Here is an 18,069-nt window from a genome sequence, read left to right on the forward strand (position 1 = left end):
TTATATTATTTTAGTATTGAAGTTGCAAAAATCTTCAATATCGAGAAAAATATCAGAGTTTTTCTCTATCCATTCAATATCCTTATTCCACCATTTAGATTCACTTAAAATACTTATTTGATCCTCTTTGAATCTATTTCGAATAAATTTTGCAGGAACTCCTCCAACAATTGTATAAGGCTCAACATCAGAAGTAACTACAGAATTTGAAGCAATTATGGCTCCATCACCAACTCTTACACCGTCAGCAATAACTGCATTAGCACATATCCAAACATCATTTCCAATAGTAACATTTCTATTAGGATTATGATGATCTTTTTTTTGGAAATTTTTCAAGCAATAATCTGGATTGGAATATATTGCTGGATGTGTGCTTACAAATGTGTGTGTCGGATGTTTTCCAGGCGCCGTTCTAACATTAGGACCTATCGAACAAAACTTTCCCATGTTAGTTTCACAAATTACCGAATTATCAGAAATATATGAGAAATCGTCAATAGACGAATTTATGATAATCACATTATTTCCAACCCAATTGTATTTTCCGAAAACAACATTTATTAATCTAGACATATAACCCAGTCTAAAATGCTCATACTTAGATTGGTATTTTATTTTCGTTATCAACCATTTCAAATATGTAGAAAAGGGATTTTGCAAATAAGATCTATCAAACATTCCTTTTATTTTTTTATGGATGAAATTAATTGCCTAACATTTTCATTTTTAAAAATAACAGGTAAATATAAAAAAAGTGAAAATATACCTAAAATCATTTTCAGACTATTTCTTTCAGCCGAAATAAACTGATATGAAAGAATATTTAAGAAAATAATTAAAAAGCTAACCAATAATAATTTCGCTTCTTCTTTTCGGAAAATATCAAAAAAACTAATTTTTAAAGATTTATTATAGTTAACAATAACAACTAGTGATCCTATAGAAAGAGCAATAGCCCATGCTAAAATAATTCCGTAACCTTCTGCATATAAGCCTAAAATTATTCCTAAAATAATATTAATAATAGCCATGCTTACATGAACTATTACTAAAACATTAAGCTTACCTTCTCCCATTGAGCTAAAATAAGCCGGCCCACACATAATATTAATAAAAGTGGATATCACCAAAACAAACATTGAAAAAATAAAATCAAAATTAAAGCTACCAAGCCACAATAAAGAAATTATGGGAGTTGCTAAAATTAAAAAAGTAGATAAAGGTAGATTAAATAAAAGTAAAATACGATTCATCTTTATGTAAAAGCTTTGTAAAAAAGAAGAATCTTCTGTTTTAGCTTTTTCTGCAACAACAGGTACCACAACCTGGTTAGCGCTTGTTAATAGAGCACGAAACTGATTCACTGCTTTGGTTGCCATTTCATAATGGCCAAGCAACACAAGTCCACCATACTTACTCAAAAGCAGTTTGGTGGCCGGTTCATATAAAAGCTGGCTTATTGAAACAAACTGAAATTTATAACCGTAATTAAACAATTCTTTAAAAGATTGTTTATGCCATTTCCAATAACGGATTTGATTATTCGGGCTAATTTTCACTGTAAATACTAAGGCTGCAAAAAAAATAAAACCAGACTGTATAAGCTGTGCAATAGCAACCCCTTTAAGATGATAGGTCGAAGTTAATAAAACCGTTCCCCCAAACATAATAATTCCAGAGACGATATAAATAAAATTTCTGATATAGTTTTTTTGATATCCTTCTAAAACTGAAGTAAATACCCCTCCTATTGCGTTAATGCAAAGTGAAGCCAAGGAATAAGGAAGTATTTCTAATGCAATATTTAAAAAATGTTCATCAATTACATATTGTAAGAAAAATTTTGCGCCTAAAAGAATAATCAGGCTTAAACTTACAAAAAGAACTGACATTGATAGGACAGAGGTGAAAATCAGTTTTCCCAGTTTGCTCTTATCATTTTCCAAAATGTATTCTGCAACAAATTTTACTAGTCCCGAAGTCATTCCTAAATTCGCCAAATTAGCAATGGAAGAAAACGATAATATTAATGACCATATGCCTAATTGCTGTACTCCAATTGTAGCCAATAAATACTTATATAAAAAAAAATACAATAAAGCTGTAAATACAACTTGTATTACTGCTGAAAAAGCATTTATTGTAATTTTTTTGGAAGAAAGCATTATTTAAATTTCTTTTTGTTACAGATGTACAACTTTCATACATTCTTATAAAGATAAATCTTTTTAAATCTTATTAAAAAAATTTATGCCACCATTTTTTTTCTTCAGCGTGATATCCGTATCCATGTTTATTTCCGTATCCGAAATTAGATTCTTTTATTCCGTTTAAGACAATTCCCACATTTTTAAGCTTATTATCTTCAACAGAATGATTTAAAAATTCTATATAGCTTTTCTCAGAGACTTCAGACCTTGTAACATATACAATCGCATCACTTTTATCAGCTATCAGGAAAGAATCTGTTACCAATAAAAGAGGAGCAGTATCTAAAACGATATATTTATATTTATTTTTTGCCTTAACAGCCGTTAAGAGTTCATCCAGTCTGCCATTCTGTAAAAGATCTGTGGGGTTAGGTGGTATAGAACCTGAATAGATAAAATCACAATTCTCATTGTATCCACTTGGATGAATAATTTCATTAACATCCAAAACATCTTCACTTAAGAATTCAGTTAACCCTTTTGCTGATTTCATGGAAGGATTATAACGCTGAAGCTGCGGGTTTCTGACATCTGCTCCGACTACCAATACTTTATCTCTCGAAGAAGCCAATATAATTGAAAGATTGGTAGAAATAAATGTTTTCCCTTCTCCTTTTACGGATGAAGTAACCATAATAGTATATGGAGATTCTTTACCAGGTAATAAGAATCTTAAATTTGTGACAAAGATCCTGAATGCTTCAGCCATAGGTGAAACATCGTTAAAGCTTACGAGAGTATTATCCTTGCTTGTCAATTTTGGAATTTCAGCAATTACTGGCAGGCCAGTTAATTTTGTAATATCTGTTCTCTTGACAATTGTACTTTGAAGAATACTCCTTAAATAAATCCATGAAAATGGTATTAGCCCTCCTATTAAAAGGAATACGCCCAATATCATTAATTTTTTAGGAGCAACCGGTTTTTTAAATACAAATGCTTTATCAATCACTCTAGCTTTTTCCGCAGTAATTTCCATACTGATAGCGGCTTCCTCTCGTTTTTGTAAAAGTAATAAATAAAGATTTTCTTTTATTTGCTGTTGTCTCTCAATACTTCTAAATAGTTTTTCCTGAGTCGGTATTTTACCTATCATATGCTCTGAACCTCCTAATTGACTTTCTACCTTTCTTTTTGCCAATTCTAAAGTAGTAATGTTTTTTTGTAAAGATTGAGATAAAGAAGATTTCATCTCCTCAATTTGTTGATTAACATCTTTTACCAAAGGGTTATCCGGAGTAGCATTTTCTAGATATTTATTTCTTTGTAAAACAAGAGTATTATAATCCTGGATTGACTTTGCAGCCGCTTCACTTTCTAATCCTATATTGATTGGTAAAACATCTCCCTTACCTTTTTTATTTAAAGTATTTTGAAGAATCTTATTAAGTTCTAACTGGGTACCTAGTTCCAATATTTGAGCCTTGCTTTGCTCTTTTAATTGAAGATTAATTTTAGCTTCTGTAGGCAAATCAACTATATTATTACTCGCCTTATACCCTTCTTTCTGAGTTTCAACATCTCCTAATTCGTTAGAAATAAGTGCAATTCTTCTATCAATAAAATCTTTGGTTTTCTTAGATTCAATATTCTTATCATTAATTGCATATACATTATATTGTCTGACCAAACCATTAAGAAAGTCTTTTGCTTTTGCTTTATTTTCAAAGTCTACAGAAAGACTTATAATAGTACCATCTTTATCTAATAAATCAACTGCTAAAGCTTCTTGAAAATCATTTACTGTGTTATCAAAATTATTATAACTAAAAAAAACCTCTGTTAAATTAACTTTTTTAGGAGCTTTATACATCGGGTTTTTTCCTATCATTATCGTTGCAAAAGGTAAAATCGTTGTTTTGTTAAAAGACGTTTTTATCTCATCTTTCCATTCATCAGACGATAATATAATTCCTTCTCCTTTCGATTTAATAAAAATAGGTTTTTGAGGTAGCTCGGCATCTTCTTTTTCTTGAATAATATGGATGATATAAGGATTCGTAACACCATAAAGCTCGAGATTATAAAATGTTTGCTTAGCATATACTGGCGTCTGAAAATTATGTTCTTTCAAAACATCTTCTACAATCGCTTTAGATTGAAAAACTCCCACTTCATTTTCAATACTATTAGTTCCCATTCCACTCAATCCTCCTAAACTTTGAAGTACTCCAATATCTCCAGAAGCAACGGACATCTTTTTAGCATCTTTAATGAGGACCGAAGTTTGAGCTTTATAAACTGGAGGTGTAGACTTTATATACAGAACAGCCAGAATAAACATTAATATTCCTGAACCAACAAAATATTTCCAATTTTTTAAATATGGAGCTATAAGCTCTTTTACGTTAGTCTCTTCCTTTAAATATTTTTTATCCATTTTTCCGGATTATCACATCAATTTTATATATTTTCAGAATTTCATCTGAAATCCTGCAAATATATATTTTTTTTATAAAAAGCCTGTGCTATTCTGCTTCTAAATTGTTTTTTTAGTTATCATTTCCAAAATTTGATTTATCGAATAAAAGATAAGAGTATTTTACTGATAACAATCTATTCTGCTTACTCCAATTTATATGTCAACATCACTCCTGCTCTTGTGGGCAAAACCTCCCCGCTTTTATTCCATTTTTTGGCTCCGTCGTACCTTTCATTATTATCTTCAAAATAGCCTTTGTATAGTGACTGAGTAAAGCCTGCACCTGCAAAAACATCCAGCCCCCATTTTTTGTCTAACACAAAATGATAACCCGCGCTTATTCCCCATATAAATGCTAAACCTTTCTGATATCTTTCCGTAAGACGGACACTTCCATCCGGCAATAGTTCAGGGATACCATTTTTATCTTCTACTGTTGTTTTGTTCCAATAATTCCATTTTTGAAGATTGAAAGCAGCCATAGAAAGATAAGTTCCGACATACCATTTATTTCCAGCTTCTTTAAAGTAATATCTTCCCTCCATTGTTCCCATATAAATCTGAAGGTTTTTTCCAAGAAATGATTTCCAGGGAGACACAAAAACTTCAGCTTGTAAGGAAACTTTAGAATTTACCGGTTTTTCAATTCCTATATTATAAATTCCCATAGGAATAAACACTGTATTGACTTTTAGTTCGGTTTGGGCACTTAATAAAGTAGTGGAAAACAAACCTATAATTAACGAAATATCTTTCAACATAAAACTCATACCCCTAATAACTTTTTTTTCATATAAATATTATCCTTTGAGAATCGAAAACGTTTTGAGCAGAATAAGAATATCTGTTTTAAACGAAAGCTGATGATAATACTCCAAATTCATTTTCACTTTATCCGGAAAAAGCACCTCATCATTATACTTCAGTGGATCTGATTGATTGTCAAGAATTTTTGATTCATTTCTGTATTTAATACCTGCTTCGGAGGTAAGTCCCGGCTTTAATCCTAACACCAATCGATCCTCACCTTTCAGTACATCATAATAACCAGGTATATCAGGACGCGGACCAACAAAAGACATCTCTCCTTTAAGGATATTGAAAAGCTGAGGAAGCTCATCCAGTTTGGTTTTACGCATCCACTTTCCAAAATTAGACTTTTGAGAAGTGTATGAATGATAGGTCTGGAATTTATAGATTACAAAAAGTTTTCCTTCACGTCCAACTCTTTTTTGTGTAAAAATTCCCGGAAAGCCTGTATCAATAGAAGTTAAAATAACCAATATTACAAACAAAGGAAGAAAAAGCACTCCCATTATTAATGCCAAACCATAGTCCATTAAAGCTTTCCACCAAGGATATTTTTTCACCATTTTCAAATTACCAACAAAGATATAAAATATGGCAGATATAGTTTTAAACGCTATATTAAATATCAACCCCATCTGAGAAGATGAGGTTGATAAGATATAAATCTAATTGCCGAATTTTTTCACCCGGATATTCTTTTCTTTTACTTTTATGACGAATGGATTCAGTACAGTGATTTTACCCGCAATACTTTCCATATCTGTATACGTTTGTTCACAATATGTATTGACAGGAAGTGTACTTTCATTTAATGAAATTCTGTACTCTCCGGTTCTCAGAAATGCTAAAAATTCCCCATTATCATCTGTAGAAATTCTTTGTAAGAGTTTTTCTCCCTGAAAAATATTAATGATAATACCTCCTAATTTTGGATTGAATTCCTGTGCGGTTTTTGCATCGAAGTCATACGTTATTTTTCCACGAACGGTTCCGTTTCTGTGAAGCGGTATTTCTAATGAACGTCGGTGCGAGTCCATTTCTATATCCATATCATCATAATACCATCCCTGCTGAATTACCTGCTTCAAACGGTATTTTCCGTAAGGAATCTGTTTATATTCGATATTCCCTTCTTTATTGCTCTTGAATGAAATAGTATTAATCATAATAACATATCCGTCAGCTGCTTCATCCCCTTCATCATATCTGTTATTATCATTATTATCGTAATAAACAAAAGCTTTTATACTTCCTTTTTTACCCGGATCCAACGTATTGGTTGGAAGATTAAGCGTAACGCCGGCTTCAATCGTCAGCATATTAGTATGTAAACTTCCTATAGAATATTTATACCAGGATGAGTTTAAATAAAGCCCATATTGCTTTCCTAAATATTTCAGGTTAAAAAACGCAGATGGCGCTTTACCATACAAAATATCATCCGTATAAGATACTCCTGAAATAACGTTAATCTTATTCTTAAAAAGAGTCTTATTATAAAAAGCGGATAAAGAAAGTTTTTTATAATCTTCCGTCTTGTTCATCACTTTTGAAAAAGCATATTCGGAAAGGAAATAGGCTCCATACTGATAAATATAACTGAAACTGAATGCCTTATATCCGTAATTTCCTGATAATTTCATCTGGAGTCTCGGTTTTTCCATATCCGGATAGGTAACCAATCCTGCTTCAATTCCTAAAATTGAGGAATGTTTTTTATCCGGACTTGTCCAGTTCGTATATTCTGTTAATCGCTGAGCTTTTAACTGATTCTGCTCAAAAGAGTTAAATATCCCAAGAAAAGAATTATAATTATTCGATGTTTCTTCCTGATACTGATACCCTATTCCCCAACCGAAATCTCCTTTTTTAGCAAAATTAATTCCGGTATCCAACCTCAGATTCTTAGATCTTGTATTGTAATCATAAGAAAAATATTTAGGAGAGAAATCGGAAACCAGAATGTTGGCATACCAATAATGTTCTTTAAAAATATTCTTTGAGAAACTTTGCTGTATCTGCAAAACCCCTCTTCTGTTTCCCGGATAATAATCTGTACTGTAGAAATAACTTCCATTAAGATTTATTTTACTAATCACTCCCGAATATTGAGATTCCACTCCAAGGGAAGGTTTCGTAGAACGATCCGCCTCATAAAAACTCATTCCGGAATACAGCTTAGCATTCAGTCTCCAGTCTTTACTGAAAAGATATTGAACATCTGTACCCAAGAGATTATGATCTGCTTTTTCGTAAGGATCATTCCTGAAAACATAGACTCCAGATATGCTTCTGGAAGTATTTTGAGCTCCAATAGTCCCTTTTGCATACAAACCATAACCATTTTGTAGGAAAGGCGTTTTTTCGATCAGGTTAAAACTTTGATCAATAAATCCAATCTCTACTTTTTTATCTTTATCTGCAGAGGTAAGACTATATTCTGCACCTCTACCAAACAGAGGCATTTCGAGCATTCTATTCACATTTCCCAATGTGACTGCAGAATTTCCCCTATGATAAGAAATATAGGTATTATTCACTATCGGATCATCCTGATTGTTCATGGTATATATATTTCCGCTAATGAAAATATAACCTGCAGGAAGATTAAATCCCCCCGATCCAATCAACTGATACATATCCGCATTATCACCAATTCTTCTGTAGCCTGCTGTAATACTGTTTTTTGCATAACTAGAATAGCCCATCAGAGGCTGCATATCACGATAACGCTGTGTAGAAGAAATATTCTGTACAGAAACGGAAGTATTTCCGAAAATTTCTTTTTCAGGTTCTCTAAATCCGGCTATGTTTATTGTCATCTGTGTCGATTTCAGAATATGGGCAGGAATAAATTTAAAGCTGAACACAGTATCTTTCAATACATCAACACTTCCCTTTCTCTCCACAAAAATAGTTCCCTGAGCTGTTTCGGGGATTTTAAACACCACTGTAATATCCTGCCTCTTGTTACCCATATTGGTTACTCTTGCTTTTATCTCTACAGAATCGTTGATATTATTCTCATTCATGTAGATAAGAGGGTTTTCGGCATTCAGTCTAAGAGTATTATTCTCCTGAACCCTATAGATGAGCTTCTTTTTTACGATGAGTTCGTTTGCTGAACTTTTACAGCTAAAGACAATTTCTTCATCTCCGTATCCTGCATCATTGCTTACCAGTATCTTTACAGGTAAAAACCTTTTTTCTCCAACGTTCAGCTCTAGTTTTATCTGATTTCCGGAAACACTTCTAAATCCTTTAGGAACATCAATATAAATGTTACCCTCAAATTTTGAAGAAGTTTCATTTTTCACCAATACCACAAGATCTACAATATTGGGTTTATCTGCAGTAGATTCATTACGGATTTCCATGTCTATTCCGGAATAGACCTGTGCCGAAGTAAAAACAAAAGAAATTGATATCAAAAAAATAAGAACTATTTTCCTGAATAAATAATGAAACATTTTGGATTAGTTTTTTTATTGAGGAGTTATCTCATACTGAAGAGTAGTAGCATAATCCTCCATTTTCGCCTGAACAAATCTATTGTCGTTGGCTGATGTAGAATATTTTATATCGTAATATACATCGGTACTTTGGGTAGTTCCTCCTTTCGCAACCAGCTGAGAAGATGTACTTAATGATACAGGAAAAACACTTCCTGTATTTCCTGAAACAGGGCTCAATACCATCTTTACAGCATCTAGCGGCAATGTGCTTCCTGCTGCAGAAATAAACTGGCTCTGCAATGACTTTACTTTTACCTGATAATTAGTATTACTTTTTACAATAAGTCCGCTTGGATAAGACACACTTACCCCGTTGGTATAGTCCTGGATTGTTTTAAACTCTAATGTTCCATTCACGGCATTAGATCCGAGCTTCAAAGACATTTCAGTGGACGTAGGTGGTACCCCCGAAAGCTGTGCAATCTGAAGCTTAAAATAAATGACCGATTTCCCCATTAAGTTATTATACTGATCATACGCCGCCATTTCTACAGGAACCATAAATTCCGTCCAGGTTGGATAGTTTCCAAGATATGCTCCACCGGCAACAGTCAGGCTAAATCCCATTTCCATATAGAAGGGGCCATTTGAATTAGAATTATTTGACAGAGGAGCATTTGAGCTCGGCACCAGATATTTCTCCGTATTCACCTGTAAAAACACACTTGCAGGCATTCCGATCTGCTGAATGGTAGGAATCGGCCCCGGACTCGCTGCTCCTGTTGTAAAAACCGGCTGAAGAGAAACTTTATCTGCAGGAAATGTATATGCTCCGCTAGTAATAGCACCCTTTAATTGTGCAGAAACTCTCCATTTCGGTTCATAGATATTTCCATTTCCGTCAAATCTTATTGTACATGCATTCTGACTCATGTTCCCGTTATAGGAGTTAATCTGAAGAAAACTATTATTCTCCCAGGATTTAAAAGTCACATTACCTGCAAAGCATTGAATTGAAATGAACAAGAATATAATAAAATTTTTTTTACTCATAATTAAAGTTTAATTCTCCAACTTCCAAATTATTGGCATCGCCATAGTCAATCATCACAGAGGCTGTATATTTTCCTTTCTCCAATTTTGTAGGAAGAACAATATCCATTTCTCTTTTATTTCCGGGCATGGTATAAAAAATAATATTATCCAATGTGGTCTTTTTACCGGTTTGCGTATTAACCAAATCAGTATACACCTTCCCGTCTATCCATACATTTCCCTGATTTTCAAAAAACAGCGAAAGCTTATTTTTGGCTTTATCATAAATCAGATTCTGAATTTCCACCTTTTTGATATTTGCAGAAGACAGTTTATGAAAAAGTTTAATTCCAGAACGGATGCTTACTTTTATGTTGGCTCCTTTACTATCCACATCATCTACCGGATTCATCTGACTTACATATAAAACTGCAGTATGAGCAGCCAGCTTGTCCGACAATGTATTGGGAACCGTAATGGTAACATCAATATCCTTTCTTTCCCCTGGAGCCAGAGTAAAATAAGAATCCTCCTTTTTTACAGAAATCCAATTGGCACAAGAAGTAGGTAATGTATTGGCAGGATACATCAAGTTTTCACCTTTACCGTCATATTCCCAATCTCCTAAACTTACTGCTAAGTCTAAAGAGTTTTTCACACTTACATTAGTAATGGTAATCTGCTGTGTATTGCTACGCCCTAAATCTGACTCAAAATACAATCTGGGAGGAGAGACTGAAACACCGGTTTGTGCATTTATTTTACACAAAACTGAAACCATAAATAACAAAAAAGTTACAACCCGTATTTTCATTAAAATATTTTTTGTAATAATACAGAAAAAGTGCCACATTTCTCTGCAACACTTTCCCCTTCATATCCTAATTATATATTTTATTTTGCAAGAATTGTATATGTTAGTGTAGTTGTATATGTTGTTGGCGTTTGACCAGCGATATAGTTATTAACATAAGTATCTGCACCTGCACCTGCATAAGTAACGTTAATATTTTTATTTACACCTCCTGTAGCAGAAGTAGCAATCACCTGATCGTTATTAGAAAGCGATATCGGTGTATAAGTAGCACCTGTAATTGAGTTATTTGATCCGTTACTAGCTGTAATAGTAATTGTATTTGCTGCAATATTTTTTGAACCGTTTACTATGTTAGCATCACCACTTTTTACTTTTACTTCAAAACCACCTGTACTGTAAACTGTTAAATGATCTGCCTGAGTAGAAGAAACACCTCCTGAATAATCCGCAGCCGTTGTATAGAGTAAGTCTACTTCTTTTTGAGCCGGGTTTACTAAAAGAGTCTGGATTGGCTTTAATTTAACGTTTAATGTAACTTGGTTATTTTGAGCGTTTACTGTTGCAAATCCTAAAAGAGCGAATGAAGTTAAGATAAATTTTTTCATTGTGAAGTTATATTTTCTGTTTATTAATTATTCATTAAATTATCGGTTGCAAAAGTAGAGGCAATAAATTAGAGTTATTTTGTAAAAAAAGACTTTAAACTTGTAATTTTAAACAAGTTTTCGAATCTTATCTCACAAATAAAAATTGAGAATAATTAAGATAAAAAGAAAAATTTAAAGACAATTTCACAATCATAAAAATTTACAAATGCGAAATCATAATGTTATCATCACAAAACATTAGATATACAATAAATAAAAAATCACAATATTATTATTCTACGCATAATTAATGTGCATAAAAAATTAAAATTTTATTGCGAAATAATCGTATACACTAATGTGTGATATATAGAATTTGAATCTGAATTAATTTTTTCAACTTCATTTCCTGAAAGAAAATTACTATCGATAGCAATTCTCTCATCAATTCCGCCTTTACGTTGATCAATAATTGCATATCCATTATTGTTATTTTCTCTGGTAAAAGCTTTTTTTTCGGCATTGTATACTTCCTTATGCATTTTGACCTGAAAACCTGAAAGGCTTGATACTTTAATATATCTTGATTCTGACACTACAGATGTTTTATTTTCCACTGGAGCTTCAGAATTGTTGCTGGGAACTGAAATGGTCTGGATAGGATACAACTTTATATTTAGTCTCACTGATTCTTGTGCAAGGCATTTCAGCGATGCAAGCAAGAAAAATATCAATACAAAGTGTTTACAGTACATATCCTCCAGATTTTTCACCAATTAGATACTTAGTAAATATAGGAAAAAAAAATTACTATTTCATATTTTAGGGATATTTTTATTCATCTTTTTTAACACTTTTTTTTAAATCCTTATTCAACACCAATTTAGTTTTCAAAAAAGACATCAATAAGTTGAGAATCTACCTAATCTTTATTATAATTTCTGTAAAATATATTAGCTTTACGGTATTATTTATTTCTATGATGAAAGCATTTTTTAGTTTTTTACTCCTCCTGTTATTACCTTTTACCTTGTACGGCCAAGAAAATCTGACTTCAGATGACTTGTTTGCTAAAGCCAGAAAAGCAGCTTTTGAAGAAAAAGACTATCCTACTGCAATTAAACTTGCCCAACAAGCACTAGAAAAATCTCCAGACTACACAGATATTTCAGTTTTTTTAGGCAGAGTATATACGTGGAGTGATGATCTTACTTCGGCACGACAGGTTTTCGAAAAGCTTGACCAAAGAAATGTTAAAGATGAAGATTTTTTTATCGCCTATGCTTCTCTTGAATACTGGAATAATCAATATGATAAAGCAATCAGTATTATTGACAAGGGGCTTGGTTATCATCCTCAATCAGAAGAATTGTGGATATTGAAAGCAAAAGTGTACAACAGCAACAATCAATATGCTGAAGCTGAAAAGGCTACCTCATCGGTCTTGGAAATCAACCCTAAAAATACTGAAGCCAGAACCCTTTCCAACAGAATCAAAGATTTAACTTCTAAAAATGCTTTGGGAATTACTTATAATTATTCCCATTTCGATAAGCAGTTTGATAATGACTGGCATATAATAGGAGTCAGCTACAAAAGAGCGACCTCTATAGGTTCTTTTATCATTAGGGGTAATTATGCTAATAAATTTGCACAAAACGGAACTCAAATTGAACTGGAAGCTTATCCCAGAATCTCAAAGACATTTTATCTGTATACAGGAGCAGGGTATTCTAATGATGTAGGCATATTCCCAAAATACCGTACCGGAGTTTCTCTTTTCGCCAATCTTCCTCACAGTTTTGAAGGAGAACTTGGATACAGACAGCTTTATTTCAGCAGTAATATCTGGATGTACACCGCTTCTGTAGGAAAGTATTACAAAAACTTCTGGTTCAATCTTCGTACTTATATTTCTCCGGATCATAAAAACATTTCCCAGTCTTATACAGGAACAATGCGTTATTATACCAAAGGAGCCTATGATTATTTTGGGTTCCAGATCGGGACAGGAATAAGCCCGGAAGAGAGCATCAATAACCTTTTGGAAAACGAGACCTATAAATTAAAAACGTTTAAGGTGGGTGGAGAATATAATTTCTCTGTTAATAAATCCAATCTGTTCTCGGTTTCAGCCACCTATTACAACCAGGAATACCGGCCGGACGAAAAAGGAAATCAATTTGATATTAATATAGGATATACCAAAACCTTTTAAGGTTTTGGTATTTTTTTATTCATAAAGTTCGACACTACAGAATCCGGAAACAATTTCTTAGAAGAATAGAACCTATTGTTTTTAGCTTTAAATACGTTAAAACGTTTGGTCATATCATTTTTAGCAGATTCGTTATTTATCAAATCTTCGTCAAGATTAGGCTGCAATTCAAACAATTGATTATCTACAAAATGGTACTTTCGATATACATAGTCAATCAGCTTATCTTTGGTCTCCATTAAAGGAGTCTCTTCATTATTATCTTCATCATCATTAGTCAGTCCTTTTCCGATCCATGCTACAGAAGATGGAGTATACAGCTTATAATTTGTTCTGTAGTAAGCCAAAATAGATGGAGTGAGATCAAAATGACTGACACGTTTTTTAAAACGTTTCGCTTCTTTTAATAAAGGCGAGTAAATAATCAAAGGAACATGATACCTGTCAATTTTTGTTTCAAAAGGAATTTCCGGCATACTATGATCTCCGGTAATCACAAAAATTGTATTATTGAAATCCTGACGCTTTTTATAGTTTTCAAAAAATTTCTGTAGTGCATCGTCAAGATTGAGCACAGAAACCAGCTGCTTTCTGTTTTCTAACGCCCATTTTTTCTGTGATACTGAAATCTGACCTGATTGCAGCCTTTTATCAAACAGCAGTTCGTAATATTTTGAATTGTTAATTAAAAACGGATTATGAGTTGAAAGCGTAAGAAGCATATTAAAGTAAGGCTGATTCTGCACTTTTTGTACTTCTAACATTTTTCCAAAAATAGCCTGATCTTCATATCCCCAACTTTCACCGTTATTCTGAGGTAACTTACGATAGGGAGCTTTAAACGACTGCTGATCTATGATATGATCTACTTTACTATACTCTAAAAACTCTCTCATACGATCAAACGAAGAATTTCCGCCGTAATAAAAGCCGGTTTCAAATCCGTTCTTTTTCAGAATATTGAATAGGTTGAAATGTTCAGGAGTTTTCTCAATTTCCAGAAATCCGTTTTTCCCAAAAGGTAGGGAGCCTGTAAGAGTAGGAATTGCACCAAATGTTCTTCCTGATGAGCTCAAATTAAATTCCCAATATAAACTTTTACCTGCCAAAGAGTCTATAAATGGTGTGAAATTACCAACATATCCGTTAGACGAGCTGTAAGCATGACCAAGCCCTTCTACCGTAATGAATACTAAGTTTGGAGCTGTTGCCGCCTGATTAAGATAAGTACCTAAAAAGTCTTTGGTCTTTTCTTTTCTCCAGAACGGAAATGCCTGATTGAGCATTTCAGGATCCGTAGCTAATGTTTCTGAACCATTAATAAGGTCTGATATTTCCGGATGGTCACTGATAAAATTATCGGCATTCGAAGTAAGAAAATAAGCCCATTTACTTTGCCCTGCTTTTTGTTCAAATTCATTCTCATTTTTTGCCTCTAAAGAGAACAACGTTTCTTTGGGAATAAAAAATGCAGATAATCCGATCACTAAAGTGATTGCCCCAATATAAAATGATTTAAAACTTGATTTGGCTGCAAACCAGAAAGGAATAAATACACCTACTATTAAGAGGCACATTAATGCAATATTTTTAGTATTCAGCATCCCACTTGCCTGAAGAATCTGCTTCATTTCATCTTTACTGTAGTACAGTATATCTGCCCCTAATATATTATGAGACTCAAAGAAATATAAAAACAGTACATATTGAACGACTACAATCGCTGTACAAAGTATAATTATTAAAGTTTTAGCCCATTTTTCTTTTATAAAGTTCAGAATCAAATACAAGATCCCCATTCCGAAAATAATCTGAAATACAAATAGTAAATTGTTTATAAAAAGGCTTTTTATTAATAAAAAAGTATCGAAAGTTTTAAAATTATACCGGTACCAACCCCATTCTGCCAATACTCCTAACAAAAATAAAAACAAAAATACTACAGCAAATACTCCCCACTGTCTAAGTCCAAGTTTAAATATGGCCACAACACGCTTCTTCCATGGTAAGTTTTTATCTTCCTGGCTAAAGCCCTGCCTTGCCATTTCACCCCAGGCATGGGATTTTTTAAAATAATCTACAAAACCTTTCACTCCTGCTTTTACCACTACCGGATGAAAATAGAAAGGTTCTATTACGGCCGTAAAAATTAAGGTAAGAAAATCCTTTCTTTTGGTATAGACCTGCCTGCTTATAAGATCTACAAGAATGGCATAGATAGAATAAAGGATCCCGGTGGAGATGACTAATGCAAAAAGTACCATAAAGAACGGCCAGTTGACTATTCCAAGAATTAGAAAAATAAAGAATATAATAATTCCTGAAAATTCTACCAATGGTCCCAAAAATTCAAAGAAGAACCAATATGGAAGACTTACCATTCCCAATTTCCCATAATTAGGATTGAACATAAGCTTTCTATGCTTCCAAAGGGTTTCCATTGTACCGCGCATCCAACGATTTCGTTGTTTTTTCAGAATATCTTTGGTTTCCGGTACTTCCGTCCAACACAAAGGATCCGGGATATTCACAACTTCATAGGGTTCTTTCTTTTCTTCCATGTACCTTCTCATCCGCACTACCAGCTCCATATCTTCTCCAACGGTATTTTTGTCATATCCTCCGCAAGCCAATACAATACTTCTGTCGAAGGCTCCGAAGGCCCCTGAGATCAAAATCAGTCCTGAGGCTCTGGACCACGCCATACGACCTAATACAAATGCTCTGATATATTCTAATGCCTGACTTCTTCCCAGCCAGGTTTTAGGGATATTCACATCAGTAACTTTACCATTTTCTATTTTACAATTGTTTGCTAATCGGATTACTCCTCCACAAGCAATTACTTTTTTATCAGTCTGCTCAAGGAATGGTTTTGCCAGCCTCAGAACTGCATCCTGCTCAAGAATACAGTCGACATCTATACATACAATATATTCTCCGGAAGAAATATTAACTCCCACATTCAAAGCATCGGCTTTTCCTCCGTTTTCTTTATCTACAACAATAAGCTTTTTAAAAGCCTGATTTTTACTTTTATAAATTCCACGAATCGGTTTTGTTTCGATATCCCCCTGTACAAAGAAGGAAACGGACTCCAGTTCATATGCTTTAATAAGCTTTTCCATGGAATCGTCTTTGCTCCCATCATTGACAATAATTATTTCCAGGTTATGATAATAGAGCGACAATAGGGATCTTACATTATCAACAATGGTCATCCCTTCATTGTATGCTGGAGCAATAAGACTAAAAACTGGAGCATTCGGATTGGCTGCTATGATACTGTAATCTGTAAAGGTATTTTCGTTTTTATACCGAACAACCGCCCCAAGTGCATAAATTCCTATCCAAGCATAGATGAGAAAAACAGCAGCCGAATAGAGTAAAAACAGCCAAATAACAATCTCATAAATAATATGGGAGAATTCTATCATATTTTTTCCTGTAATGCGTGTTTAATAATCTGAACCAATTGCGGACACGAAGCATCATTTTCAATGATTTCAAGAAGATAATCATGATACCCTAAAGCAAGAAGTGCTTCAGCTGCAGCAATCTTTACTCCCGGAAGATTTGTTCCGTTCAGTTTTTCTTTATAAAAATTGGCACAGCGAGGATCATGAGACAATTTCATAGCTTTCAGTATTTCTATCTGGACCTCAAGAGGCTGCTCTTCATAGATTTCTTTAAACTCGGCAATGGTAGAGGAAGTTTCCAGTGCCTGCAATGCTTTTACCGTTTCTATACGAACATCAATAGCCGGATGCATTAGTAATGCTTGTGCTTTATCATAAAAAGCCAGCATCTGGAATTTTCTCAGCAACCGCAATGCAAAAATAATCACTGAAGTATTCTGGCTGTCTAACCAAACATTCACAACCTGCTGACACTGATCGGGATCTAGATTGATAGACCGGAGTAGACGAAGCTGCTGCCAGTCTGAGATTATATAAGGAAAGTCATTAAGAAAATGTAACCCCTGAAACCCTTTAAAAACTACCATTGCATACTGAGCCTCCTGATATACCTGAGGAGAAGGATGCTTAAGAAACGGCATAATTTTAGGAACCGCCGATTCTACTTTCATCGCTGTAAGCTCCTGTATACCTTCTGCAATAAGATGAGGCTTTTTTTGTCCTAACTTTTTGAAGGCTTCTTTCTGAAGGTTATAATCCGTAAAAATTTTTTTGATCTCATCCTGTGCTCCTCCTGAAAATTTTTTCTCCGAAGCCACCAATCTTTCTAAAAACAGATTTCTGAATGAGGATTCCCGGGAATAGGTATTAAAGATTTCATTATCTTTTTGGTCTTCGGGGCCATACACAATCGCTTCTGAAACTTTTTCATCTATCATTTCAGACCATTGATGAATATGATTCAGGGTTTTATACTGATAGAAGCTGTACGAGAGTACGACTATAATTAATATAAGTACCAATATTAATATTCCTAAAAAAGTAAGGAACAGCTCATGTACCGAAACATATAGAAATAGTGTGGTCATTTTTT

13 protein-coding genes are annotated in these 18,069 nt (G+C 33.6%); 1 reads left to right on the plus strand and 12 read right to left on the minus strand.

Annotated features, from left to right (window positions below):
- The 10 genes from MKS83_RS08790 to MKS83_RS08835 form a co-directional block, all read right to left on the minus strand.
- On the minus strand, window positions 1-576 hold the full coding sequence (locus tag MKS83_RS08790; RefSeq protein WP_240582848.1) for a CatB-related O-acetyltransferase: 576 nt from the start codon (window positions 574-576) through the stop codon (window positions 1-3).
- 110 nt (window positions 577-686) lie between these two features.
- Window positions 687-2,168 carry a lipopolysaccharide biosynthesis protein gene (locus MKS83_RS08795; protein WP_240582849.1) on the minus strand — a complete coding sequence of 494 codons (1,482 nt, stop codon included), beginning with the start codon at window positions 2,166-2,168 and terminating at the stop codon, window positions 687-689.
- Window positions 2,169-2,241: 73 nt separating this feature from the next.
- Window positions 2,242-4,593: a GumC family protein gene (locus MKS83_RS08800; protein ID WP_240582850.1), complete on the minus strand. Its 2,352-nt coding sequence runs from the start codon at window positions 4,591-4,593 to the stop codon at window positions 2,242-2,244.
- A gap of 185 nt (window positions 4,594-4,778) precedes the next feature.
- Entirely contained in the window at window positions 4,779-5,405 is a 627-nt protein-coding gene (locus MKS83_RS08805; RefSeq protein WP_240582851.1) for a DUF3575 domain-containing protein, read from the minus strand.
- A gap of 30 nt (window positions 5,406-5,435) precedes the next feature.
- Complete coding sequence (locus MKS83_RS08810; protein ID WP_240582852.1) at window positions 5,436-6,008, minus strand: sugar transferase; 573 nt, start codon at window positions 6,006-6,008, stop codon at window positions 5,436-5,438.
- A 102-nt stretch (window positions 6,009-6,110) separates the two neighbouring features.
- The gene (locus MKS83_RS08815) at window positions 6,111-8,915 is read right to left on the minus strand and encodes a hypothetical protein (protein ID WP_240582853.1); all 2,805 of its coding nucleotides are present in this window, start codon (window positions 8,913-8,915) and stop codon (window positions 6,111-6,113) included.
- A 15-nt stretch (window positions 8,916-8,930) separates the two neighbouring features.
- The gene (locus MKS83_RS08820; protein WP_240582854.1) at window positions 8,931-9,953 is read right to left on the minus strand and encodes a hypothetical protein; all 1,023 of its coding nucleotides are present in this window, start codon (window positions 9,951-9,953) and stop codon (window positions 8,931-8,933) included.
- Window positions 9,946-10,749: a molecular chaperone gene (locus MKS83_RS08825; protein ID WP_240582855.1), complete on the minus strand. Its 804-nt coding sequence runs from the start codon at window positions 10,747-10,749 to the stop codon at window positions 9,946-9,948. Before MKS83_RS08825 ends, MKS83_RS08820 begins: the two co-directional genes overlap by 8 nt.
- Window positions 10,750-10,829: 80 nt before the next feature.
- The gene (locus tag MKS83_RS08830; protein ID WP_240582856.1) at window positions 10,830-11,357 is read right to left on the minus strand and encodes a hypothetical protein; all 528 of its coding nucleotides are present in this window, start codon (window positions 11,355-11,357) and stop codon (window positions 10,830-10,832) included.
- A gap of 314 nt (window positions 11,358-11,671) precedes the next feature.
- Window positions 11,672-12,094 (minus strand): hypothetical protein, encoded by a 423-nt coding sequence (locus MKS83_RS08835; protein WP_240582857.1) that lies wholly within the window; start codon window positions 12,092-12,094, stop codon window positions 11,672-11,674.
- A 224-nt stretch (window positions 12,095-12,318) separates the two neighbouring features.
- Here MKS83_RS08835 and MKS83_RS08840 point away from each other — a divergent pair, with 224 nt between their 5' ends.
- Window positions 12,319-13,557 (plus strand): YaiO family outer membrane beta-barrel protein, encoded by a 1,239-nt coding sequence (locus MKS83_RS08840; RefSeq protein ID WP_240582858.1) that lies wholly within the window; start codon window positions 12,319-12,321, stop codon window positions 13,555-13,557.
- On the opposite strand, the gene MKS83_RS08845 is transcribed toward MKS83_RS08840, so the two are convergent.
- Together MKS83_RS08845 and MKS83_RS08850 are read right to left on the minus strand one after the other, a co-directional pair.
- Window positions 13,554-16,994: a sulfatase-like hydrolase/transferase gene (locus tag MKS83_RS08845; protein WP_240582859.1), complete on the minus strand. Its 3,441-nt coding sequence runs from the start codon at window positions 16,992-16,994 to the stop codon at window positions 13,554-13,556. The genes MKS83_RS08840 and MKS83_RS08845 overlap by 4 nt on opposite strands.
- The gene (locus tag MKS83_RS08850; RefSeq protein ID WP_240582860.1) at window positions 16,991-18,064 is read right to left on the minus strand and encodes a HEAT repeat domain-containing protein; all 1,074 of its coding nucleotides are present in this window, start codon (window positions 18,062-18,064) and stop codon (window positions 16,991-16,993) included. The genes MKS83_RS08845 and MKS83_RS08850 overlap by 4 nt, the downstream gene beginning before the upstream one ends.
- Window positions 18,065-18,069: the final 5 nt, after the last annotated feature.

Origin of the sequence: Chryseobacterium sp. Y16C, from assembly GCF_022488405.1 — a bacterium.
Lineage (GTDB): Bacteria > Bacteroidota > Bacteroidia > Flavobacteriales > Weeksellaceae > Chryseobacterium > Chryseobacterium geocarposphaerae.

Coding starts and splice junctions, on each gene's coding strand:
- MKS83_RS08790 (WP_240582848.1), bottom strand. CDS start 576: ATGTCTAGATTAATAAATGTTGTTTTCGGAAAATACAATTGGGTTGGA.
- MKS83_RS08795 (WP_240582849.1), bottom strand. CDS start 2,168: ATGCTTTCTTCCAAAAAAATTACAATAAATGCTTTTTCAGCAGTAATA.
- MKS83_RS08800 (WP_240582850.1), bottom strand. CDS start 4,593: ATGGATAAAAAATATTTAAAGGAAGAGACTAACGTAAAAGAGCTTATA.
- MKS83_RS08805 (WP_240582851.1), bottom strand. CDS start 5,405: ATGAGTTTTATGTTGAAAGATATTTCGTTAATTATAGGTTTGTTTTCC.
- MKS83_RS08810 (WP_240582852.1), bottom strand. CDS start 6,008: ATGGTGAAAAAATATCCTTGGTGGAAAGCTTTAATGGACTATGGTTTG.
- MKS83_RS08815 (WP_240582853.1), bottom strand. CDS start 8,915: ATGTTTCATTATTTATTCAGGAAAATAGTTCTTATTTTTTTGATATCA.
- MKS83_RS08820 (WP_240582854.1), bottom strand. CDS start 9,953: ATGAGTAAAAAAAATTTTATTATATTCTTGTTCATTTCAATTCAATGC.
- MKS83_RS08825 (WP_240582855.1), bottom strand. CDS start 10,749: ATGAAAATACGGGTTGTAACTTTTTTGTTATTTATGGTTTCAGTTTTG.
- MKS83_RS08830 (WP_240582856.1), bottom strand. CDS start 11,357: ATGAAAAAATTTATCTTAACTTCATTCGCTCTTTTAGGATTTGCAACA.
- MKS83_RS08835 (WP_240582857.1), bottom strand. CDS start 12,094: ATGTACTGTAAACACTTTGTATTGATATTTTTCTTGCTTGCATCGCTG.
- MKS83_RS08840 (WP_240582858.1), top strand. CDS start 12,319: ATGATGAAAGCATTTTTTAGTTTTTTACTCCTCCTGTTATTACCTTTT.
- MKS83_RS08845 (WP_240582859.1), bottom strand. CDS start 16,994: ATGATAGAATTCTCCCATATTATTTATGAGATTGTTATTTGGCTGTTT.
- MKS83_RS08850 (WP_240582860.1), bottom strand. CDS start 18,064: ATGACCACACTATTTCTATATGTTTCGGTACATGAGCTGTTCCTTACT.